The sequence below is a fragment of the Sporobacter termitidis DSM 10068 genome (assembly GCF_900130065.1).
Lineage (GTDB): Bacteria > Bacillota > Clostridia > Oscillospirales > Oscillospiraceae > Sporobacter > Sporobacter termitidis.
Window position 1 is genome coordinate 57,107 of the sequence record NZ_FQXV01000012.1, and the last position, 22,991, is coordinate 80,097.

Annotated in this window: 25 protein-coding genes; 23 read left to right on the top strand and 2 right to left on the bottom strand. The window is 52.5% G+C overall.

Annotated elements, in window-relative coordinates; translation table 11 throughout:
* The first annotated feature begins 270 nt into the window (after positions 1–270).
* From BUB60_RS15165 to BUB60_RS15205, 7 genes are all read left to right on the top strand, one after another.
* Positions 271–510, top strand: coding sequence for a FeoA family protein (locus tag BUB60_RS15165; protein WP_073080775.1), 240 nt, complete (start codon positions 271–273; stop codon positions 508–510).
* Positions 507–2,513, top strand: coding sequence for a ferrous iron transport protein B (gene feoB, locus BUB60_RS15170; RefSeq protein ID WP_073080777.1), 2,007 nt, complete (start codon positions 507–509; stop codon positions 2,511–2,513). The genes BUB60_RS15165 and feoB overlap by 4 nt, the downstream gene beginning before the upstream one ends.
* A gap of 837 nt (positions 2,514–3,350) precedes the next feature.
* Positions 3,351–3,542: a FeoB-associated Cys-rich membrane protein gene (locus tag BUB60_RS20875; RefSeq protein WP_073080783.1), complete on the top strand. Its 192-nt coding sequence runs from the start codon at positions 3,351–3,353 to the stop codon at positions 3,540–3,542.
* Positions 3,508–3,885 carry a metal-dependent transcriptional regulator gene (locus tag BUB60_RS15190; protein WP_073080788.1) on the top strand — a complete coding sequence of 126 codons (378 nt, stop codon included), beginning with the start codon at positions 3,508–3,510 and terminating at the stop codon, positions 3,883–3,885. The genes BUB60_RS20875 and BUB60_RS15190 overlap by 35 nt, the downstream gene beginning before the upstream one ends.
* Before the next feature lie 73 nt (positions 3,886–3,958).
* Positions 3,959–4,204, top strand: a complete 246-nt coding sequence (locus BUB60_RS15195; protein ID WP_073080790.1) for a hypothetical protein — start codon at positions 3,959–3,961, stop codon at positions 4,202–4,204.
* Positions 4,205–4,361: 157 nt separating this feature from the next.
* Positions 4,362–5,264, top strand: a complete 903-nt coding sequence (locus BUB60_RS15200; protein ID WP_073080791.1) for a glycosyltransferase family 2 protein — start codon at positions 4,362–4,364, stop codon at positions 5,262–5,264.
* A 196-nt stretch (positions 5,265–5,460) separates the two neighbouring features.
* A complete protein-coding gene (locus tag BUB60_RS15205) occupies positions 5,461–6,363 on the top strand; it encodes a glycosyltransferase family A protein (protein WP_073080793.1) in 903 nt (300 codons plus the stop codon).
* Positions 6,364–6,473: 110 nt separating this feature from the next.
* Here the strand turns inward: BUB60_RS15205 and BUB60_RS15210 are convergent, their stop codons facing one another.
* Entirely contained in the window at positions 6,474–6,695 is a 222-nt protein-coding gene (locus tag BUB60_RS15210) for a hypothetical protein (protein WP_073080795.1), read from the bottom strand.
* A gap of 537 nt (positions 6,696–7,232) precedes the next feature.
* Here BUB60_RS15210 and BUB60_RS15215 point away from each other — a divergent pair.
* The 13 genes from BUB60_RS15215 to BUB60_RS15285 all read left to right on the top strand — a co-directional run bounded on the left by BUB60_RS15215 (position 7,233) and on the right by BUB60_RS15285 (position 19,983).
* Entirely contained in the window at positions 7,233–8,849 is a 1,617-nt protein-coding gene (locus BUB60_RS15215) for a DUF4435 domain-containing protein (protein WP_073080797.1), read from the top strand.
* Positions 8,850–8,940: 91 nt separating this feature from the next.
* Entirely contained in the window at positions 8,941–9,192 is a 252-nt protein-coding gene (locus BUB60_RS15220) for a CPCC family cysteine-rich protein (RefSeq protein ID WP_073080799.1), read from the top strand.
* A 106-nt stretch (positions 9,193–9,298) separates the two neighbouring features.
* Complete coding sequence (locus BUB60_RS15225; protein WP_073080801.1) at positions 9,299–9,601, top strand: Dabb family protein; 303 nt, start codon at positions 9,299–9,301, stop codon at positions 9,599–9,601.
* A gap of 934 nt (positions 9,602–10,535) precedes the next feature.
* Entirely contained in the window at positions 10,536–10,796 is a 261-nt protein-coding gene (locus BUB60_RS15240; protein WP_073080808.1) for a hypothetical protein, read from the top strand.
* 172 nt (positions 10,797–10,968) lie between these two features.
* The gene (locus BUB60_RS15245) at positions 10,969–11,343 is read left to right on the top strand and encodes a VOC family protein (RefSeq protein ID WP_242941225.1); all 375 of its coding nucleotides are present in this window, start codon (positions 10,969–10,971) and stop codon (positions 11,341–11,343) included.
* Between the two features lie 100 nt (positions 11,344–11,443).
* Positions 11,444–11,839: a DUF4288 domain-containing protein gene (locus tag BUB60_RS15250; protein ID WP_073080810.1), complete on the top strand. Its 396-nt coding sequence runs from the start codon at positions 11,444–11,446 to the stop codon at positions 11,837–11,839.
* A gap of 81 nt (positions 11,840–11,920) precedes the next feature.
* Positions 11,921–12,709, top strand: coding sequence for a hypothetical protein (locus BUB60_RS15255; RefSeq protein WP_073080812.1), 789 nt, complete (start codon positions 11,921–11,923; stop codon positions 12,707–12,709).
* 57 nt (positions 12,710–12,766) lie between these two features.
* Entirely contained in the window at positions 12,767–13,192 is a 426-nt protein-coding gene (locus tag BUB60_RS15260; protein WP_073080814.1) for a VOC family protein, read from the top strand.
* A gap of 160 nt (positions 13,193–13,352) precedes the next feature.
* The gene (locus tag BUB60_RS15265; protein WP_143162380.1) at positions 13,353–14,336 is read left to right on the top strand and encodes a hypothetical protein; all 984 of its coding nucleotides are present in this window, start codon (positions 13,353–13,355) and stop codon (positions 14,334–14,336) included.
* A gap of 236 nt (positions 14,337–14,572) precedes the next feature.
* Entirely contained in the window at positions 14,573–15,466 is an 894-nt protein-coding gene (locus BUB60_RS15270; protein WP_073080817.1) for an AAA family ATPase, read from the top strand.
* 16 nt (positions 15,467–15,482) lie between these two features.
* Positions 15,483–18,107, top strand: coding sequence for a leucine-rich repeat protein (locus BUB60_RS15275; RefSeq protein WP_073080819.1), 2,625 nt, complete (start codon positions 15,483–15,485; stop codon positions 18,105–18,107).
* 29 nt (positions 18,108–18,136) lie between these two features.
* Positions 18,137–18,853, top strand: coding sequence for a helix-turn-helix domain-containing protein (locus tag BUB60_RS15280; protein ID WP_073080821.1), 717 nt, complete (start codon positions 18,137–18,139; stop codon positions 18,851–18,853).
* A gap of 149 nt (positions 18,854–19,002) precedes the next feature.
* The gene (locus BUB60_RS15285; RefSeq protein WP_073080823.1) at positions 19,003–19,983 is read left to right on the top strand and encodes an MraY family glycosyltransferase; all 981 of its coding nucleotides are present in this window, start codon (positions 19,003–19,005) and stop codon (positions 19,981–19,983) included.
* Positions 19,984–20,037: 54 nt separating this feature from the next.
* On the opposite strand, the gene BUB60_RS19870 is transcribed toward BUB60_RS15285, so the two are convergent.
* The gene (locus tag BUB60_RS19870) at positions 20,038–20,298 is read right to left on the bottom strand and encodes a hypothetical protein (protein ID WP_073080825.1); all 261 of its coding nucleotides are present in this window, start codon (positions 20,296–20,298) and stop codon (positions 20,038–20,040) included.
* 853 nt (positions 20,299–21,151) lie between these two features.
* Between BUB60_RS19870 and BUB60_RS15295 the strand changes: the two genes are divergently transcribed.
* The 3 genes from BUB60_RS15295 (at position 21,152) to BUB60_RS15305 (ending at position 22,717) form a co-directional block, all read left to right on the top strand.
* A complete protein-coding gene (locus tag BUB60_RS15295; protein ID WP_073080827.1) occupies positions 21,152–21,685 on the top strand; it encodes a hypothetical protein in 534 nt (177 codons plus the stop codon).
* Between the two features lie 101 nt (positions 21,686–21,786).
* Complete coding sequence (locus tag BUB60_RS15300; protein WP_073080829.1) at positions 21,787–22,098, top strand: hypothetical protein; 312 nt, start codon at positions 21,787–21,789, stop codon at positions 22,096–22,098.
* Between the two features lie 118 nt (positions 22,099–22,216).
* Positions 22,217–22,717: a hypothetical protein gene (locus BUB60_RS15305; protein WP_073080832.1), complete on the top strand. Its 501-nt coding sequence runs from the start codon at positions 22,217–22,219 to the stop codon at positions 22,715–22,717.
* Positions 22,718–22,991: the final 274 nt, after the last annotated feature.

The following is a 22,991-nucleotide window of genomic DNA, read 5'->3' on the forward strand; positions in this document are numbered from 1 at the left end:
ATAATACGCCACAGATTTTTCCCCGCGAACCGCCCCGGATTTGTATATGTTTGGCAAAAGCTCATACGCAAAAGCTCCTCATTGCGTGCAGGGGCGATTATCAATCGCCCGCCCCGCCGCGCCCGCCCGTGTCAATATCCAAAAAACGCGCGCTGTCCAGGGGAAATATAGAAACTTTCACAACTTGACAACGCCTGTGAGTTAGGCTAAACTAACCAGTAGTTAGCTCCTGCTAACTTTTTTTGACAGATACGCGGGAGGGGTTGTCGCATGACGCTCAGCAATATGCCTTTACATAAAGAAGCGGTCATCACCAGGGTCGGCGGCGAGGGGGTGCTGCGCTGCAGGCTCCTGGACATGGGGCTGATACCGAAGACGAAGGTCACGGTCTGCCACGTGGCGCCCCTGGGCGACCCCATCGAGATCCGCCTCCGCGATTACACGCTCACGCTCCGCAAGGAGGACGCCGACAAGATCGAGGTCAGCGGGACGGAGGCCGGCATAGAATGATTCTGGCGCTCGCAGGCAATCAGAACAGCGGCAAAACGACGCTTTTCAACCAGCTCACCGGCTCCAACCAGCGCGTGGGCAACTTCCCCGGCGTGACCGTGGAGCAGAAGACCGGCGCGGTCCGGGCCGTCAAAAACTGCACGGTGGTGGACCTGCCCGGCATCTACTCCATCCGCCCCTATTCCGCCGAGGAGATCGTCACCCGGGACTTCATCCTGAACCAGCGGCCCGACGGCATCATCAACATCGTCGACGCCACCAATATCGAGCGCAACCTGTACCTGACGCTCCAGCTCATCGAGATGCGCGTCCCGATGGTGCTGGCGCTGAATATGATGGACGAGGTGCGCGGCAACGGCGGCACCATCGACATCGCGAAAATGTCCGAGGAGCTGGGCATCCCCGTCGTTCCCATCAGCGCCGCCAAAAACGAGGGCATCGACGAGCTTGTGGACAAGATGGTCAAAACGGCGAAGGACAAGGCTCTGCCCCGCCGCATCGACTTCTGTGAGTCCGGCCCCGTGCACCGGTGCATCCACGCCGTCTCCCATATCATCGAGGATCACGCGGAAAAGCTCGGCATCTCCCCCCGCTTTGCCGCCACAAAGATCATCGAGGGCGACGAGGACCTCACAGGCCGGCTGGAGCTGGACGGCAACGAGCTGGAGATGATCGAGCACAGCGTCGTCGAGATGGAGACCGAGCAGGACCTGGACCGGAACGCCGCCATGGCGGAAATGCGCTACCAGTTCATCGAAAAGGTCTGCGCCCGCACCGTGGTCCGCAGCCGGGAGAGCCGGGAGCACAGCCGCAGCGTCAAAATCGACAGCGTCCTCACCAATAAATACCTGGCCATCCCCCTTTTCCTCGCCATCATGTTTGCCATCTTCTGGCTCACCTTCAGCGTCATCGGCGCCCGCCTGAGCGACCTTTTGAGCCTGGGCATCACGGCGCTGACGGACCTTGTGGACCTGGGGCTCACCGCTTACGGCATCAATCCCGTGGTCAAAAGCTTCGTGGTGGACGGCGTCTTTACCGGCGTGGGGAGCATGCTGAGCTTTCTGCCGCTCATCGTCACGCTGTTCTTCTTCCTCTCGATTCTGGAGGACACGGGCTATATGGCCCGGGTGGCCTACGTCATGGATAAGCTCATGCGGAAAATCGGCCTTTCCGGCCGGAGCATCGTGCCGATGCTGCTGGGCTTCGGCTGCAGCGTCCCCGCCGTCATGGCAACGCGCACCCTGTCCTCCGACCGCGACCGGAAAATGACGATACTCTTAACGCCGTTTATGAGCTGCTCGGCGAAGATACCGATCTACGCCGTCTTCACCGCCGCGTTTTTCGTCCGCTACAGGGCGCCCGTCATGATCGGCCTGTACGCCGGCGGCATCCTCGTCGGCATCGTCGTGGCGCTTCTGTCCAACAAAACGGTCTTCCGCGGCAAACCCGTGCCCTTCGTCATGGAGTTGCCCAACTACAGGTTCCCGTCCGTCAAAACGGTGCTCATCCTCATGTGGGAAAAGGCCAAGGATTTTCTCGCCCGGGCGTTTACGGTCATATTGCTGGCCACCGTCGTCATATGGTTTTTGCAGACGTTTGATTTAAAGCTCAACGTGGTCGCCGACAGCGCGGACAGCCTGCTGGCCATCATCGGCCGGTTCGTGTCGCCCATCTTCAAGCCCCTGGGCTTTGACGACTGGCGCGTCTCCACGGCGCTCATCACCGGCTTTACGGCCAAGGAGGCCGTCGTCAGCACCATGGGCGTGCTTTTAGGCACGGACGCGGCCAGCCTGTCCTCGGCCCTCAGCGCCATGTTCACGCCCCTCACCGCCGTCAGCTTTCTGGTTTTCACGCTCCTGTACACGCCCTGCGTGGCCGCCGTCGCCACTATCCGGCGGGAATTCCAGTCCGGCCTCATGGCCGCCGGCGTCGTCGTGGCCCAATGCGCCGTCGCCTGGCTCGTCGCCTTCGGCGCGTATAATTTGTTCCGGCTGATATTGTAGTGGTACGAGGCGAACACAGTTCGCCCCTACGGGGCAGCGCTTCTAGTCTTTGCGACTGCATTGCCCATTCCCCTCGTAGGGCGGGGGCTTGCTCCCGCCGCTCTTGTTGGTGCGGCGCCGACAAGCTCCCTCCTTCAGCCGCCCACGGGCGGCAGCTCCCTCGTCTGAGGGAGCCAAAGAAGACGCGCCGCCCATTCTAAGCCTCCCTCGGACGAGGGCGGTGGCGCGCAGCGCCGGAAGGAGTGAATCTTGTTCCGCGCCGCGGCGTGTGACATTCCCCCGCGCCGGGAAAGCGCCCTCCTTCAGCCGCCCACGGGCGACAGCTCCCTCGTCTGAGGGAGCCAAAGAAGGACGCGCCGCCATTCTAAGCCTCCCTCGGATGAGGGAGGTGGCGCGCAGCGCCGGAAGGAGTGAATCCTGTTCCGCGCCGCCGCGTGTGACATTCCCCCGCACCGGGAAAGCGCCCTCCTTCAGCCGCCTGCGGGCGGCAGCTCCCTCGTCTGAGGGAGCCAAAGAAGACGCGCCGCCATTCTAAGCCTCCCTCGGACGAGGGAGGTGGCGCGCAGCGCCGGAAGGAGTGAATCTTGTTCCGCGCCGCGGCGTGTGACATTCCCCCGCGCCGGGAAAGCGCCCTCCTTCAGTCGCCACAGGCGGCAGCTCCCTCGTCTGAGGGAGCCAAAGAAGGACGCGCCGCCCATTCCAAGCCTCCCTCGGACGAGGGAGGTGGCGCGCAGCGCCGGAAGGAGAGATACGCCGCACCCGGAGCGCGCCGTATCCCTCTCAGCCGCCCGCGGCGGCAGCGCCCTCGCCTGAGGGCGGAAGAATCAGGAGGTACCCATGCATCTTCTGGACTACATCGTCCTGTCGGTTATTTTCGTATGGCTAATTGCTGCAATATGTTATATAATAAGGCAAAAGAAGGCAGGCCGGAGCACCTGCGGGGGCGACTGCGCCGGCTGCCAAAAACGCTGTGCTCAAGCTGGAGTGAAGCAGAATGAAAATTCTCGAAGCGGCGGAAAATTATCTTGAAATCATCCTGATCGAGCAGGAAAAGCTGGGCCACGTGCGCTCTATCGACATCTGCAACGCGATGAATTACTCAAAGCCCACCATCAGCGTCATGATGAAGCAGCTGCGCGAAAACGGCTATATCGACATGGACCGGGACGGCTACATCACGCTGACCGACAAGGGCAGCGAAATCGCCCTGAAAATTTACGAGCGCCACGAGCTCCTGGCCAAAATGCTGATCTCCCTCGGCGTCGACGAGGAGACGGCCTATCACGACGCCTGCAAAATTGAACACGACATCAGCGAAGTCACCTTCGACATGCTGAAGGCCCATTATTACAAGGTTATTTTGAACAAATAATCAATGCGGCGCAAAGCTATATATTCGGCGTTCCGGTGCAAACTATAGGCATCAGGAAAAAAGGAGCATTGGAATGAACCGAGACAAATTGATCGCCCAAGTCAAGAACGAATACGCCCGCCTCTCCCAGACGGAGACCCAGCAGCATTTCGGCCAGACGACCACCGGCCTCAACGCCGAAGCCTATTACGGCAACCTCCTGAACCTGGTCGAACGGGAGATATCCGCCGGCACGTTCGACGGCTTTCACTCCGGGCAGGAAATCGTCGACGCCGTGGCAAACGACAAGAACAAATGGCTGTCACAGTGGAAACAGTAGCCCCCTGCCGCGCGGGCGGGACAGGCACAGTTCCCGGAAGCTTCCGCCAACGGCGGGGGCTTTTTTTTATTGGCGGGACAACGCCGCGCCGTTGTAACACCTTGTCACAGAAAAGCTATAATGATGGCAGACAAGTAAATAAGGGGGGATAAATGTAATGACTCCGCCATTCGTCAGCTACACCACTTTTAACCGGCTGGGGCTGACGGCGAGAAACTTAAATTCACTTTTAAGTAATACGACGGATGATTTTGAACTGCATATTATCGACAATAACTCCCAGGATGGTACATGGGACTATGTTCAAACTCTGACCGACAGCAGAATCAAATCCAAAACGCGGTTCGAGATAAATTTCGGCCCCATCTATTCTGTTAACTTTAATCTGGCGCGCCGCCGCCCCGATCAATATTTCATCGTCATCGAAGGCGACGTCCACCAATACGCCCCGGACTGGATCAGCCGGTTTATGCGGGTCTTTGAAGCGTTTCCGGAGGTCGGGCTCCTCGGCATGTCGAGGCCCTCTCCGTATCCGCCGTTCCTGCCTGAAGTCTCACTGCAGGAGAGGAACGGCGTCAACTATCTGCAGCTGGCGCGCACGGAGGTCAACGGTACCCTCGATTTCATTCCCGGGCAATGCCAGATGCTCCGGCCGGAGCTGATCAGCATGCTCGGCTACTGGTGCGAGGAATGCGGCTACGGCGACGCGGAGCTGTCTCTCAGAACCAATAATTATACGCCCTATAAAGCCGGCTTCGTCATCGATGTGCCCACCGACATGGAGCAGTCCGTCCCGTGCGAGGGCTGCCAGGCGTCGCCGTGGTGCAGGTTTGACAAGGTCAGCTACAAATGCCAGGACGTCTGGGCCAGCAAGCACAAAAACGAAGGCTTTGTCGCCGCCAACGGCTGGAAATACAACGCGTACTTCAACGAGCTCAGCCAGGGCCTCAGGACGGCTTACTGCGCCAGCATCCACGATCCCGCGTCCATCAGCACCCATCTTTATCATATGGACTGGGCCCTGGAGAATTTCGCCTACTATATCATCAACGCCAACTGATATAAAATAAAGCGGCGTGCCGCCGCGCGTTAAAATAAAACATATTGTGGCACACCCGTTTAGGAAAGGCCTGGTATACGCCCGCGCGTATAAACCGGGCCTTTCGGCAGCCAAACGGTGCGCGGCCGCAGTAACACCTTGCCATATAAAAGCTATAATATGATACAGACAAGTAAATAAGGGGAGGATAAGTGCAATGACTCCGCCATTTATCAGCTATACCACCTTTCACAGACTCGGGCTGACGGCCCGGAACCTGAACGCTCTGTTAAGAGATACGACGGACGATTTTGAAATGCATATTATCGACAATAATTCGCAGGACGGAACCTGGGAATATGTCCAAAGCCTGACCGACAGCCGGATTAAATCGAAAACGCGGTTCAATGCGAATTATGGCCCTATTTATCCTCTGAATTACAATCTGTCCCGCCGCCGGCCCGATCAGTATTTCATCGTCGTCGAAAGCGACCTGCATCTCTACGTCCCGGACTGGATCAGCCGGTTTATGAAGGTCTTCGACACATTTCCCGAGGTCGGCCTTCTCGGCATGGCCAGGACCACCCCGTACCCGCCGTATCTGCCCGAGGTCACGCTCCAGGAACGGAACGGCGTCAATTACCTGCAGCTGGCGCGCACGTCGATCGGCAGCAGCATGGATTTCGTCCCCGGGCAATGCCAGATGCTCCGGCCGGAGCTGATCAGCCTGCTTGGCTACTGGTGCGAGGAATGCGGCTACGGCGACGCCGAGCTGTCCCTCAGGACCAATAATTATACGCCGTACAAAGCGGGCTTTGTCCTCGATATTCCCACCGATATGCTGCAGTCGTCCCCCTGCGAGACCTGCGAGGCCACGCCGTGGTGCAGATTTGACAAAGTCAGCTCCAGATGCTACGACCTGTGGGTCAGCAAGCACAAAAACGAGGCCTTCGTCCGCGCCAACGGCTGGAAATATAACGCGTATTTCAATGAGCTCAACCAGGGCCTCAGGACGGTTTACTGCGCCAGCGTCCACGACCCCGCGTCCTGCGCCACGCATCTTTACCACGCGGACTGGGCCCAGGAGAATTTCAACTTCTACGTCAACAACGCCAATTAGCATAGAGCATAAACGCCGCCTCAAACGGGGCCGCGCCGTTCCGGGCCGTAAAACGGCCGGGAAAATTCAAAACCGGGGATAGCCCCGGTTTTGAATTTTTTCTTCTTTCGTCAGTCCATCCGGGGCCGGGCGCCGGCGCTCTCCGGCACCGGCGGGGGCACGAGCCCCTGTACCGGCGGCTCCTCCATCGAATCGAAGCACGTCTCCTCCGCCGTCTGCAGCATTTTCACCAGCGTCAGCTTCGCGCTGCCGTAATTCTGCTTTTCGATCTCTCCGATCGCGTCCAGAACGCCGTTGAACAACACCCTGTAAACCGCCTCGTGGTCTACCATTCTAAAACCTCCATACGTCTTTCTCAATGAAGGTCTGCCCGAGAGGCCGCGCCTTTTACTGCCGGAACTTCTCATTCCCTCTACCGCTTAACTTTCGCGGCCTCCCGGGGCATCCCCCATCGAGAAATAACAAACGCGGTGCAAGGATAACACCCTACACCGCGAAACATGCGCAACACAATATTACAACACCTTGCCAAAATGAGGAAAGAGTATTATAATTCTGGTTGGTACAGCTCTGCTGTTGTGCGGGATGCCTAGTACATCCTGTACAGGGCGGGGAGTGCGCCAACACTCCTCGCCTGCCGCATTTATTATATTCTCGATAGGCTAATATTAACTCCATTGGGATAAAAATGCAAGAGGTAAATTTGAGCTTCCGGCGACAGCCGGGAGCTTTTTTGTTGGCTGTTGATTATTGCAGGGTTTGGGAATATACTCCAAGGTGGGGGGATGGGGTAGATGATATAGCAATACGCGACTTAGTTTAAGAAATTCGACCATATCAAATTGGAGAAATCTGTGGGAGAAAGCAGTATGGACTATAAATATTACTTGCCAAATGAAACTAATCAACCGGTGGAGTATACTACACAAAGCAACGCTGTAATTATTATTGGTGCAAATGGTTCCGGCAAAAGTAAGCTTGGCGAATGGATGGAAAAACGGTATGGAACTACTACCCACCGAGTAGGTGCGCAGAGGTCGCTGGTATTTGGTCAGTATATACAGCAGAAAAGCTATGAGCAGGCAACAAACCTGCTATTGTATGGACAAGAAAACGAACAAACTAATCATGATCAACGCTGGGGGTACGACGGAGAAAAGTATAATTATACTGCTACGCTGTTAAATGATTATGAAAATGTCCTGTCTGCTCTGGTTGCATTAAAAATAAAAGAACAAGAAGAGTACCTATCTGAATGCAGAACACGTGAAACGGCAGGACAGATTCATAATAACGTGCCTCCTATGGTTACAGATGTTTTGCAGCGTATATGGAAGTCTGTTTTTCTTCAGAGAGGCATAGAGCTCGATGACGCAAAAGTCACCGCCGTGTACTTAAAAGATGGCGCAAAGAAGGAATACAAAGGGCGTGACATGAGTGATGGCGAGCGTGTTGCCCTGTACTTGATTGCCCAAGCGCTGTGTGTGCCAAAGGATAAAACCATCATCATAGATGAGCCGGAAATCCATCTGCACCGTTCAATTATGAACAGGCTTTGGACAGCTATTGAAAAAGAGCGGCAGGACTGTCTTTTCATTTATATCACACATGATACTCAGTTTGCCGCGAATCACAGTCAGACAAAGAAGATTTGGGTGAAAAGCTATGATGGTGAACATTGGGATTTATCTGAAATGAGTGACAGCAATCTACCAGAGGAACTGCTACTCAACATTCTTGGGAATCGAAGGCCGGTTTTGTTCGTGGAAGGTACAGCAGACAGTTACGATACAAAGTTCTATTCTGAGCTATACAAAGAATACTATGTTGTCCCTTGTGGTGGTTGCTCCAGAGTAATTGCGCAAACAAAGGCAATGAAGTCCAATCCGCAATTACATCACTTAAAGTGCTATGGCCTGATTGACCGAGATTTCCGCAGTGATTATGAAATGGACAAGCTTCGAGAGGATGACATTTATACCATCAAAGTTGCCGAAGTTGAAAACATATTTTTGGTTGAGGAATTACTACGTGTTGTAAACTCAATCATGAGTTTTACAGATACTTCAAGAATCGACAGAGTGAAAAATTATATAATAAGTGATCGTTTTGGACCCCAAGTAAATCACCAAATATGTAACGCTGTGATTTCGGAGTTAAAGTACCGGCTCTCCACGGCAGATATTGCCGGCAAAAATGAAGAAGAAGTGAAACAGTCTCTTACAGATGTTTATGATGGAATCGTGTTTGAAGATGTAAAGGCAAGTAAGGAGCGCATCTTTAATGAGTCGCTTGCTTCAAATGACTACGCTAAAGTTCTGCAAGTCTTTAATTACAAAACGATGTCTAAATCAATAGGACACTTTTTTGACCTTAAAGATAGTGAATATTGTGATTTCGTAATCAGACAACTAAATGGCAGCAATGCTGAAGAAATTAAAGCATCAATAGTTGGATACTTGCCGCCAGAAATAGGCCGAGAATAATAACGTTAATTTCCCATCATGTTTATAATATAGAATTATCCTAGAAAATCAACTTGTCCAAATCGGCCACTTGGAAATTGAGGTATAAAACATGCGCTACAAATGCCCTTGTTGTGGATATTACACTTTAGATCACATTGCAGATGGCAGCTATGATATTTGCCCCGTGTGTTTTTGGGAAGATGATATAGTACAAAATGAAGATCCTTCGTTCGCAGGTGGGGCAAATGAACCATGCTTGATACAAGCTCGCAAAAACTTTCAAAAGTATGGTGCATCTGAAATTAGATTAGTCCAATATGTTAGAAAGCCCTTACCGGAAGAATTACGTGGTATTGATTAATGCCATGACGTTTTCTCGCAAAACGCAAAAAAGGTGTCGGAGCTCCAGTCCGATATATTAAAACCCTCAGGTATCAAAAATCAGAAATTTGTATGCAGGGAGAAAAATGATAAGACATGTTGTGATGTTTACTTTTAAAGATTTCGCCGGTGGACGGACGAAAACAGAGAATCTCGATCTGGCTGAAGAGATGTTTTCCGGTATGTATCCGATTATCCCTGAGATAAAAAACCTTTATGTCGGCAAGGACATTGCGCTCTCGGAGGGAGCATATGACCTGCTGCTATTGGTCGATATTGAAACTCCCGAGGCTCTTAAACGCTATCTTGAACATCCATATCACGTTAAAGTTTCAAATTTTGTTGGTTCCGTTCGTGACGACAGGCGCGTAATTGATGTCGAATTATAGTTTATTATTGCAATAATAAAAATCTGCCTAAATGCCAAATCCCAAATTGTTGGCAGTTTGGCTTCCCATTATGTTTATTGAACGGTGATATTTATGTTTAAATCTGTGCTTGGTATTACTATCGCTAATTTTGCTATCATTAATATTATAGCGCTTAATAATATGGGACCAGGGTGGGAAGTACCGGTCGATACAATGATTTCAATTACTAGATACTCATTTTTATTATTTGCGGCGGTTTTATTTGCACTAATATGTTTTTTGGCTAGCTACAAGCAATTCTTAAAGTCTTCTTTTCTATTTAAGATTGTTTACTTAATAAGTGTAATAATTTGTTTGTTGTCAATTTCTTTTCTGTTTTATGTTAAAGCTTTTCAGGGACAATTCTGGAGTCAGGGTTTCTCGATTCCGATTTTTTTTGCATCTACTTTATCTTTCAATTTTATACTCTTTATTATATCAATGTTCTCTTTATATAAATTTATATTTAAGAAGAAGTATTGACATCGTGAACGACTTTGTAACTTCCCATTATGTTTATGTGTGAGGTGTAGTTTATGTAAGTATAATCCGGCGTTTATAATACCGTCGAATTGATGGCGGCGCCTATAACGCTGAAATATAGCTCAGATATACGTATATCCAACTCGTAATTTAAAGTAATTTATCAAAGATAGGAATAAAGTAATGATAGTACTGGGAAACATATTGATTCTTTTAATACTTGCATTGATTCTGGTTCTGGCTGTTATTGCAATTATACGCGGATATAAAGGTATAAAAACAAGCAGACGTTTTGAGACAGCGAGCAGAAAAATAAAGATCAGTTATTCGGTGCTTTCGGGCTTACATATGTCTGCGGGCATTTTAGTAACCCTGAGTTATTTGATAGCAGGTGTATTGATCATAGTTTCACAATAAGGGATGTGGTAAAATGGGCTTCTTACTTTTTCTGCCGTTTGTCGCGGCCATAATTGGGGTTATTATTGCGATACTTGGCTTTATAGGCATATGCATGGTGGTTATCGGCGGCACCGGCATTGCAATGGATAAGATATACATCAAGCAGGCACAAGCTAAAAACAGCGTGCCAAAAGCATTCCATAACACCGGTTCAATAATCTTGGGAGCTATCCTGATATTATTGCCTGTGGGATATGTTTTATATGGGATTATTTCTGCGGTTACAAAATAAATTGATAGTTCTGGGCCAGAGCGATATTCCAGTTTCACATTATCCATATCTACTATAGTTGGGAGATAAGGTTACATGTATAAATTGGGTGTTAACTTTCCGATATGTCACATTATCTTTACGCTGTGTCAATAAGGCTGAATCTGATTATCATATTAGTGGAGGTGTAGTTGTGAAATTGGGATGTGTTACGTTAGATTCCGGCAACGCAGAAGAACACGCGGATTTCTATCAAAAGCTATTGGGCTGGACAATACGATTTACGAACACGGATGAGGGCTTGAAGTTTGTAGGAATAGTAAATGAAGCAACCGGCATGACGTTGCTTTTCCAGGAAGACAACGACTACGTACCGCCGGTATGGCCGACAAAGCCAGGGCAACAGCAGCAAATGGCGCACCTGGATTTTCATACTGACGATCTGGAAAAAGATGTCAATCATGCAATTTCTTGCGGCGCAAAGCTGGCAGAAACACAATACTCAGATAAATGGAGAGTAATGATTGATCCTGCAGGGCATCCATTCTGTATTGAGAAACTATCCTAAGTTTTTAATACTGTCCGGCAATAATAAGCATAATCCGGCGTTGATAACACCAGTCGAGCTCCGTTTAATGTTTATACTGTGAAAGGCGGTAATTGAAGTTATGGCAGATTGGTACAGTGTAAAGCTATTGCATAAGATCATAATATCGGGGTTGCCGGAACAAGATAAGCTTGATGAATTCTATCATAATGCTAATGAATTTTTTGAAGAACGCGTTGTTTTGGTTCAGGCTTCATCATTTGATGAAGCCTATAGAATAGCAGAAAGAGAAGCTAAAGATAATAATGATATTTATGAAAATAAATATGGGCAAATTGTAGAACATGACTTCTATAAATCTTTAGATTGTTATCATTTGTTCGAAGCTCCCCAAGCGTCGGCGGAAGTCTATTCAACATTCTTTTCAAAAAAACAAAATGAAGATGAACAAAAGCTTCTCAATGAAAAATATAATAGCTGTACCATTGAAGAAATGCATGTTTTACGGCATGCATAAACTCCGATTACCCCATATAATGCGCAGACGGAAGGAAGTCTTGTGTAGTATAGCCAAACTATAACAGTTGGGAGTCTTGATATGACAAAAGTCAAAAAACCTTTGGGTCATACGATTTATTTCAAGATACTATTGACGCTGCTGGTGTTTATCCCGGGTTATTCTCAAATGCCGTACGCACAGATGGATACGACCTCTGTTATTGCTTCTGTTATGGCACACCCGCTGATTGTATCGATATCGTGGCTTTTGCCGGTATTCAAGCTGTTGCTGCTGTGCGCTGCAATCACACCGTTCGCCTTCCGGGGAAAAGCGGAAAAGGCAATTATCGGTTATTATGCTGTCATATTGGCTGTTGTCGGTGTCTTTCAGAACATGGCGCAAACAGAAGCCTACGGCTTCGTATGGCTGCTGGGTAATACCTTGATTGAATTTGCCGTGCTCGGGTTTTGTGCTTACGATTTGGTAAAGGGTAAATCTAAAATCCGAAAGCAATATTTCAACAAAAGGCGCTGCTGGATCATTCCTTTGATGCTGCTGGCATATTTAATGCCCTATGCGGTTTCGGATGCCGGCGCGGTCATTCCGGCATTTCCCCTGACCGTGCTCTCCAACGAAGCCGGTGTCACCTATTGCATGATAACACCGGTCATTATTGGTGTTATGCTATTGTTTTCAAAGGGCGTTCATAAGCCCACGTTATCCGTTGTGTCTTATGCCGGGCTTATTTTTGGCTTGCTGAATATAGTGACCTGGTTTGGCGCGCGAAGCGAAAGCTGGTGGATGGGGATTCTGCATCTTCCGCTTGTGGTTGTTGCGCTGTATGGCCTGATTATTGCGCATAAAGAAAGAGCTTTCCAAGTCGATTAAAAATGCGCAGACCTGCATCACAAAATGAAAGGGTTTATTTAAGGAGGTATCCGCGTTATGGATAATGAATTGAAAATCAAAATGTACTCGTTGACGGTGGATTGCAAAGACCCTTATGAATTAGCAAAGTTCTATGCGGCGCTGCTCAAGTGGGAAATACCGTTCCATGATGAAGAATGGGCGTGTGTCGGCGCTCCGGGAACGGCGCAGGGGGCGTATCCCGGTATAATGTTTCAGCGGAATCCTGAGTATCAAGCGCCTGTGTGGCCGGAAGAGCCGGGAGCGCAGCAGCAAATGGCGCATTTGGACTTCGCCGTCAATGATCTGGAAGAGGCTGTTCAATATGCACTTCATTGTGGCGCGGCAATCGTGGACGCGCAATTTTCCGAGGATTGGAGAGTTATGCTTGACCCCGCCGGACACCCTTTTTGCTTATGTCAGATGAAATCAGTCATCGAGAGTCCCCATTTTGCGTTGTTATAGAAAAACAATCATGAGAAAGAAATTCGTTGCCGCAGGAATTATCATCATTGTTGTCATTGCTGCGATCGCATATATTTCACAACCAAAAAACATCATAAATGATGTCAGCAGATATAACATTGACAGAGTCGTTCACAACGGCGAGGATGTTACCCAGCGCGTGGATTGCAAAGCGCTGGCTTCCATCGTAAGCAAATATCAGTGCAGCCGGTTGCCCCATTCTTTTGCGCCTTATCCACTGTCACAGGTCGCCGTTGAGCTCAACGGCGTTAACGGGAATAACTCGCTGCATATTATTTTAGGCGATATTAATGTTGCGTACGAAAGCGCAAATAAGGGCGGTTTTTCAATAAAAAACAGCGGCGCGCTTTTAAATGAAATCCTGACTGTCATGCCCTATCAAACGCAAGAAGCGCGGGGGCTGAAGGAGAAAAAGGTGATAACCTTCTCCGATGGCGAGAGCGCGGACCTGTGGCGGACAGCTTATGACGGCAGAGATACATACAAGCTTTCGGATGAAACGACTCTGCTGACCGTCCAGGACCCCATCGGCCCGGACAATACTCATGTGGCCGGGGTGGAAAGCTTCGATGACCTGAGCGCGTCCGCCCAGAAGGCTGTCAGCGCGTTTTATGAAGCGCAGGGCTTGCTCTACGACACCCAGGCAGAGCTGAAAAACGCCTATGCGGCGTATCTGGCCTGTCAAGCAAGCGGAACGGAATACCGGGCGCGTTACATCAGCCAGGATATTGCCCCCACAGCCTCTAACGATCATATCATGTGCTTTCTGACGTCGGTGCTCTTACCCGCGGATGGGCAGACGTCGCAGGAGCTTCGTCTTGGCGCGGCGTTTGACCGGGAGACCGGCAAGGCGCTGAGCAACTGGGACTTGTTTACTCTGCCCGAGGCGGAAACCCGGCAGTGGCTTTTGGACGCGTTTGATGCCGACCCCTCTTTGCGCGCCGAAATGGAAGCCGCGCTGAAGCCGGAATATATCATCCTGTTCCCTAACAATCTGGAAGTGACGTTTCCTCAGGGGGCCCTGCCGAGCCAGGAGTTCAGATATGGTATTGGTTTAGATTATAATAAGCTCCGGGCCGTGCTTCAGCCCTGGGCCATTCCAAATGATCCGGTGAATAAGTGAGCGTGATTTCGTGAAAATATTTTTAAAAACTATAGTTGCCATATGCACTCTTGGGGCGGGCTGGTTATTGGGAATTTATTTACTTGACTGGTCTGCGCCCTGGAAGATCGCGCTATTTGCACTGGCTTGCTGGAGTATCGGGCATATAGTATATTCAATATTGAGAGTGATAGATAAGCGCTTCGGGCAATGATTTGAATTGGACATAACTGATACCACCCCAAAGGAGGCCCCCCGTGCTCTACCTTGAAAGCTTCACCATCCCGTCCGCCGACATGCAGGACTCGTTTTTCTATAGAGACGGCGACATCCGCCTCGCCAGGACATGCTATACGGATTTTTACCCGTTCCGGGTGTTCAACGCGCGGGAGCCGGAGTGCGTGGCGTTTGCGCCGGTGACGGTGTTTTACGGCGGCAACGGGTCGGGGAAAACGACGCTGCTGAACGTGATCGCGGAGGCTTTGAAGGTCGGGCGCGGCGCGGCTTATAACAGGAGCGTTTTCTTCCCGGACTATATCCGGCTTTGCAAATACACGCTGGGCGGCGGCTCCAAAGGGCGGGTGCCGGAGGGCAGCCGGATCATCACCAGCGACGACGTGTTTGATTTTCTCCTCGACCTGCGCTGCCTGAACGAGAATATCGACACCAAGCGGGACGCCCTGCTGAGCGACTATACGCAGACGAAATACGCGCGCTTTCAGTTCCGCTCCATGGAGGACTACGACCGGCTCAGGCAGACGAATCTCACCCGGCGGAAAAGCGGCTCCCAGTACGTCAAAGCGAATCTGATGCAAAACCTCCGCGAGCAGTCCAACGGCGAGAGCGCTTTTATGTACTTCACGCAGGAGGTGGGGGAAAACGGACTTTACCTGCTGGACGAGCCCGAAAACAGCCTCTCGGCGGAAATGCAGCTGAAGCTGCTGGAGTTCCTGCGGGACTCCGCGCGCTTTTACGGCTGCCAGTTCATCATCTCGACCCATTCCCCGTTCCTTCTCTCCATGAAGGACGCGGTCATTTACGACCTGGATGAGGCGCCCATTCGGGCGAAAAAGTGGACGGAGCTCCAAAATGTCCGGGTTTATCGGAACTTTTTCAGGGAACACGACGTCGAATTTGATATTAAGACCTGAGAGAGGGGGCATCGGCTTGAAACAGCTGAAAAAACTCATGGGCGCGGTCCTGGGGGCCTTGTTCCTGCTTTCCGTCCTGCCGGATACGTCGCTTGCGGCAAATACCGGCTTCACCGTGGAGCACGGGGTCCTCACCGCCTGCACCGGCGCGGGCGGCGACGTGGTCATCCCCGGCGACCTCGGCATCACGGCCATCGGGGACAGGGCTTTTTACTTCAACGATACCGTGTCCTCCGTGGAAATTCCCGACGGCGTCGTCTCCATCGGCGCGTCGGCCTTCGAGCACTGCGGCAAGCTGGCGTCCGTGACGCTGCCGGACGGGCTGCAAAGTATCGGCGCGGCCGCTTTTTCAGGCTGCGCCGCCCTGCGGGCAGTGGAAATTCCCGAGAGCGTGACGCGCCTCGGCGAGGGCGCGTTTATAAAGTGCGCGGCCCTGTCCTCGGTCAATCTGCCCCGGGCTGTCACCGCGATTCCGGAATATCTGTTTTTCAACTGCGAAAGCCTCGCGTCCATCGTGATACCGGCAGGCGTCACGTCCATCGGCGAGGGTGCTTTTTCCAATTGCACCGGCCTGCCCGCCGTCTCCCTGCCGGACAGCGTCACGGCCATCGGGGCCATGGCCTTTTCCGGCTGCGCTTTTACCTCGTTTACCATCCCGGAAGGCGTTACGGCCATCAGCGACGGCACCTTTTCCTATTGCGAAAACCTGTCGTCCGTCGATATTCCGGGCAGCGTCGTCTCCATCGGCAGCTATGCGTTTTTTGACAGCGGGAGCCTGGAGGCTGTTGACCTCCCGGACAGCGTCGTCAGCCTCGGCGTCTCCGTATTCACCGGGACGGGCATCCCGGCGCCGCTTTACTCCCGCGATCAGCGCACGCTTTATTACGTCCCCGCGTCGGTTCCGAGCTTTCAGGTCCCGGATACGGTGACGGCAATCGGCGGCGGGGCGTTCCGCAACTGCGATCAGCTGTCCGCCGTCGCCATCCCCGATACCGTGATGAGTATCGGCAGCGACGCCTTCAATTCCTGCCCGCTCCTGAACAACGTCGTCATTCCAAAAGGCGTCGCGGCCCTTGCGGACTATACGTTTTATAACTGCGCCGCCCTGTCCTCGGTGACGCTGCCGGACAATTTGGCAAGCATCGGCGCCGCCGCGTTTTCCGGCTGCGCGTCGCTCGTCGCGCTGGACCTTCCCGGCGGCGTCACCGCCATCGGGGACGGCGCTTTCTCCGGCTGTACCCGGCTCTCGTCCGTCGCCATCCCGAAAGGCGTCGCCGCTCTCGGCGACGATACGTTCCACGACTGCCAGAGCCTCGTCGGCGTCGCCCTGCCGGACGGCCTGAAAACGATCGGCGACAACGCGTTTTCCGGCTGCACCGGCCTGCCGGACTTTGCGCTCCCCCGGAGCGTGACGGCCATCGGCAGCCATGCGTTTGAAAACTGCGTCAGCTTTTTGAATTTCACTGTCCCGGAGGGCGTCACATCCATCGGTGACGGGGCGTTTTACAACTGCGGCAATCTCGTCTCGGTAACACTGCCGGACAGCCTCGCCGCCATGGGCGGCAGCCTTTTCCAGGACTGCAAGAGCCTGCAAACGGCGACCCTTCCGAAAAGCCTTACGGAACTCCCCGCCGGCAGCTTTGACGGCTGCGTCAGCCTGACGTCCGCCGCCCTCCCGTCCGGCGTGACGGCCATCGGCGACCGGGCCTTCAACAACTGCGAAAAGCTCTCCGCCCTGACCCTGCCGGCCGGGCTGAAGACGCTCGGCATCATGGCGTTTTACAATTGCGGCAAGCTCACGTCCCTGCCGCTGCCCGCGGGCCTCTCCCTCGTCGGCACCGCCGCCTTCACCGGCACCGGGATACCCACGCCCCTGCTGTCGGCGGACAAAACCGCGCTCTATTACGTCCCGGCGTCCTATACGGGCTATGCGGTGCCGGATACGGTAAAGGTCATCGGCGGCGGGGCGCTGATGGGCGCCGCCGTCACGTCCGTCACGATCCCGGGCAGCGTCACCGCCATCGGCGACTGGGCGTTTCAGTACTGCGAAGGCCTCCGCGAGCTCGCCATACCCGCGAGCGTCACCTCCATCGGCAGCGCCGCGTTTTACATGGGCCATCTCAACGGCGGCCCCGTCCCCATGCCGGCGCTCCGCGGCGACGCCGGCTCCTATGCGGAAACCTACGCCAAGGCAAACAACCTGACCTTCAAGACCACCGCCGCCCCCGTCGCCTGCGCGGTAACGGTCAACGGCGCGCCCGTGACCTTTGAGGCGTATAATTTCGGCGGCCGTACATATTACAAGCTGCGCGATTTGGCCATGGCGCTCACCGGCACCGGCAAGCAGTTCGACGTTATTTGGGACGGCGCGGGCAAAACGATCTCTCTCGTGTCAAAAACGCCCTATACCCCCGTCGGCGGCGAGCTGCCCGCGTTCTGCGGGACGGGCGGCGTTGACGCCGTATCGTCAAACTTCCCCGTCTATCTGGACGGCAGCCAGATCGCCCCGGCCGCCTACACCATCGGCGGCAGCAATTACTTCAATCTCCGCGACGTGGCCGCCGCCCTCGATTTCGGCGTCGCCTGGGACCCGGCGGCGAACACCATCTCCATCGACACGGCCACAGGGTATCAGCCCTGAACAATACGCTGAAAGCATGAGGTAATCACATGAGCTTCGTATCTCAGAATATTGAAAAGCTGCGGCTTCGCAGAAAGCTGACCCGGGAAGAGCTGGCCGGCCGGCTGTCCGTCACGTCCGAGGAGGTATCGAGCTGGGAAAACGACGAGGCCCAGCCCGATATCGATACCCTTGTCAGCCTCGCCGGCGTATTGAACACGGATATCGCGGCGCTGACCGGCGAACCCCCCGCCCGGAAAAAAGACGTCCGGCGGCTGCTGATCGCCTGCGGCCTCCTGCTGGTCCTGGGCCTTGCCCTCTATTTTTTAACGCCGTTCGCCGCCAGAATGAAAAGTAATTATTATATGATGACGCCCACCCTGCTGATCGGCGCATATCTGCTGCCGCTGTTCTGGCTTGTGCTTGGCTGGGCGCTCATGCAGGCCCTGGGCGTGGCCGGCGTCGCTAAACGGGGCCGCGCGCTGCTCAGCAGGCCGCTTCATATCGCCGTGCTGATCGTCGTCCTGCTGTACGCCGCGCTGATGCTCCCGTTCTTTATAGAGACGGTCTATATCCTGTCCGAGGAACTGCGCGCGATGAAAGATCCGTCTCTTTACCCCGGCGGCCTGTCATATTCCTATCAAACCCCGCTATTTTTGCAGCGTATCGAAATGTGGTTATTGAACGCGGTCTCCAGGCAGCCCATGATATTTATCCTTCCCGGCATAATTTTCTGGCTGAGCAAACCGCCAAAGCGGCAAAAATAAGAGCGTACCGCCCGGCGGGCAATTTCGTTCAGAGATATTTCACCCGGAATTTCATCGGTTTTTGTGCGTATTTTTCGACATAAAGACTGGACAGCCGGGACAGGATGTAGTATAACAAAGTCAACAATTGGGTTATTTTGAGGATTATTATGCTGCAATATATCATCGCGCTTGTACTTTCACTGGCCCTGATGCTGCTTTTGACGCCCCGGCTCCGAAAGCTCGCCATCAGGCTCGACTATCAGGAAAAACCAAAGGCGGACGAAGAACGTAAAATCCATACCGAAGCCAAGCCGTATCTGGCGGGCTTGGGTATTTTTCTGACCTTCTGGGTCTGCTATTTCCTGATCCTCCGGGACTTCTCCATGAAATCCTGGCTTCTGCTGCTGGGCTCGACGATGATCTTCGGCGTCGGCATGCTGGACGACTGGTTCAAGATCAAAGGCCGGGACCTGAAGGCGCTCCCGAAATTTCTGGTGCAGCTGGCCGCCAGTGTCCTGATTTATTACGCCGGCGTGCGGTTTTTCGGCTTCACGAACGTCTTTAACGGGTCGTACATCCTTCTGCCCGCGTGGCTTCAATTCACGCTGACGATCACCTGGCTCGTGGGCGTGACCACCGTCATCAATTTCATGGACGGGATGGACGGCCTGGCCGGCGGCCTCTCCTGCATCTCCGCGGGCACCCTTTTCGTCGTGGCCCTGGCGAAGGGCAGCACGTATTCGGCGGTCATGGGCATCGTCCTTGTGGGCATCTGCCTGGGGTACCTGAAATACAACAAATTCCCCGCGAAAATACTGATGGGCGACGCCGGGGCCACCTTCCTGGGTTTTATGCTGGCCATCATATCGCTGGACGGGGCCTTTAAGCAGGCCACCCTGATTTCCATCTTCGTCCCCGTCCTCGCCCTGGGCCTGCCCATTTTCGACAACATCTTCGTCGTATTAAAGCGCATGAAAAACCGCAAGCCGATCTACGTCGGCGACACGTCGCAGATTCATTACAGGCTCCTGTCCAAGGGCATGACCCAAAAGCAGGTGGTCATGTTCCTGTACCTGATCAGCCTCAGCCTGAATCTCCTGGCCATCATCATCTTCATGGCCCAATCCTACACCCCGGGCCTGGCCTGAAAAACCCGAACACAATAAACAAGCGGGGCGCCGATGGTTCAGCGCCCCGCTTGTTTATCCAACCCCCACCCGGCTGTGCACAGCCGGGCTTTCTTGTCTCGCCCGGGGCCGGGCGCCGGCGCTCTCCGGCACCGGCGGGGGCACCAGCCCCTGTACCGGCGGCTCCTCCATGGAGTCGAAGCACGTCTCCTCCGCCGTCTGCAGCATTTTTACCAGCGTCAGCTTCGCGCTGCCGTAATTCTGCTGCTCGATCTCCCCGATCGCGTCCAGTACCCCGTTGAACAGTACCCTGTAAACCGCCTCGTGGTCTACCATTCTAAAACCTCCATATGCCTTTCTCAATGAAGGTCTGCCCGAGAGGCCGCCGCTTTTTACTGCCGGAACTTCTCATTCCCTCTACCACCCATTTTCCGCGGCCCCTCAGACATCCCCCATCGAGAAATAACAAACGCGGTGTAGGATAACACCCTACACCGCGAAACATGCGCAACGCAAGAATACAACACCACCTTGCCAAAATGAGGAAAGGGTATTATAATTCTGGTTGGTACAGCTTTGCTGTTGTGTACGGATGCCTTGTTCATCCTGCACAGGTCATGGGGTGCTCCAACACCCCATGGCTGCCGCATTTATTATTCTCGATAGGCTAATATTAACTCTGTTGGGATAAAAATGCAAGAGTATTTTTAAGCTTCCGCCGAAAGCCGGGAGCTTTTTGTTTGTTGCTTATTGCCGGGCTTGGGAATATACTCCAATATGTGGCGCTTAAATATGCATGGTATTTGAAGTACAAAAGCAGTTGAACGGAAATTCTGTACTATGCTTTTATTATTTGAAGGAGAAAAGGGGCAAGGCATTCATGAATCATAAATCAGCGAATATCGTTAGTGCCGCGGCCGTCGTTTTAGGAATAATCGTCACGGCATTTCTTTATCTTTTTAAAGATATAACCATCGGGTTTATTTTAGTTGCAATAATAGGATTTCTATTCGTTTTGGCTGGGTTCGCTATTAAAATTATATTTTACAGGTGTCCGCATTGCCATAGTATGTTACCGTTTAGAACTATCGCTGTCCCTGTATATTGTTCCAGTTGCGGCAAAAAGTTAAATTAAGCAATTAACATAGAATATCTATGGCAGATGATTTAACAAGAAAATGGAGTATCAATGAAAAAAATATTTATCGGATTCCTGCTGATTTTTCTGGATTTCAGCTTAAATCTCGGTAACTCAAGGATCGGACTGATTCCCGATTTTATCGGCTATATCGTGATGATAAACGGGTTGCTGGAAATGGCGGAGGAAAGTCCGCTGTTTATAAAGGTCAAGCCCTTTGCCACCTTCATGGCTGTCTATACCGGCATTGTGTACTTTATAGACCTCGTCGGCATCTCCGCGTCGCCGGGCTTTTTGTCTATTGTCCTCGGCATTGTGTCTGCCGTCATTTCTCTGTACATATCCTATAACATCATTATGGGCGTTAAAGATATGGAGGAGATATATAACACCCCTTTAAACGGCAGCAGCCTGAAATCCACATGGACAATTCTCGCTGTTTTTAACATTCTGAATTTTGTATTCCTCTTAATCCCCGCCTTGGCAATCATCAGCGTCATCGTCTCATTTATCGTCGCCATCTGTTTTCTGGTCGCTTTTAATAACTCAAAGAACCTGTATTATAATATGAAAAGCTGGCTGTAAGCAAACGGGCGGGGCCAGCCCTAACAAAAGTACTTGCAAACGCACACCGCCTTGACAACCCACATCCTCACGCCGTATACTCAATTCACGAGGTGATACAAATGGATAAGGAACTCCTGGCCGCGATCGGTCAGATGATAGACGAAAAACTGAAACCAGTGCACCAGAGCATCACCGGTATGCACCAGGATATTACCGGTATGCAGCAGGATATCACCGGTATGCAGCAGGATATAGCGGACGTCAAGCAGGAGGTTGTAAAAACCAACCTTAAGCTTGAGACCGACATCACAAAACGGCTTGACTCTTTGACCGACGGGTACATCCTCAACCACGAAAAGCAGCACGACCTTGAACGCCAGCTCACCGATTTGCAGCGCCGGGTGGAGGCGCTTGAAATAAAAGTCAGTTAATAATTCAACAGTTTCAGGCGGCGCCGGCAATCGGCGCCGTTCTGTTTTTGCCGCCGTCACATAACCTTCCGGCGCTTCATATGCTGATCTTGAGCATACATGACTCGGAGGAATGTCTATGTCCGCTTTTGTTTCCATTTATGGTATTGTCACCATGATCAGCGATTTCTGGACGGGAAGTGATGCGGCCTCGGGCTGTTATAAATTAATGACAGTGCAAAATACCGACGGCAATGTCGTCAACTTTGTCATTACCCCGACGACCTATTTCGTTTATCATACGATCATATCCGTCGGCGACCCTGTTATTGGATTTTATGACGCCAACGTCCCCGTGCCATTGATTTACCCCCCGCAGTACCATGCGATTGTCATGGCGAGATTTACACAGGATCAGAACATAAAGGTCGATTTTTTTGACAGCCAGCTTGTCAGCAGTGACGGTACATTAAAGCTTACAATCGGCCCCGCCACCCAAATCATCCAGGAAAACGGACAGCCCTATACGGCAAATCCCGCCAATAAAAACCTGATCGCCGTTTACGGCGCTTCCACGCGGAGTATCCCAGCCCAGACTGTGCCGTACATGATCGTCGTCATGTGTCCGTTGACAAGCTAGCTTTACCGAAAAAACCGAGACCCCGGCCTTGTGGCCGGGGTCTTAAACTGTCGGCAAAGCCCTCCGGGCTTCGCCGACAAAAAGCTGCATGCAGCTCGCTCAGCCGCTCCCCGCATGAGAAGTGTCATTTCCGACGTACACGCCGCCGGAAATGACGGATTTCATCTTGTTCCCGCCGTGCGCGGCGGAAATTCTGCGAAGCTTTTTGCTGCTTATGAGCTTTTCGACAAGCTGAGCCCCCGGCCACAGGCCGGGGGCTCGCATTTCGTTATAC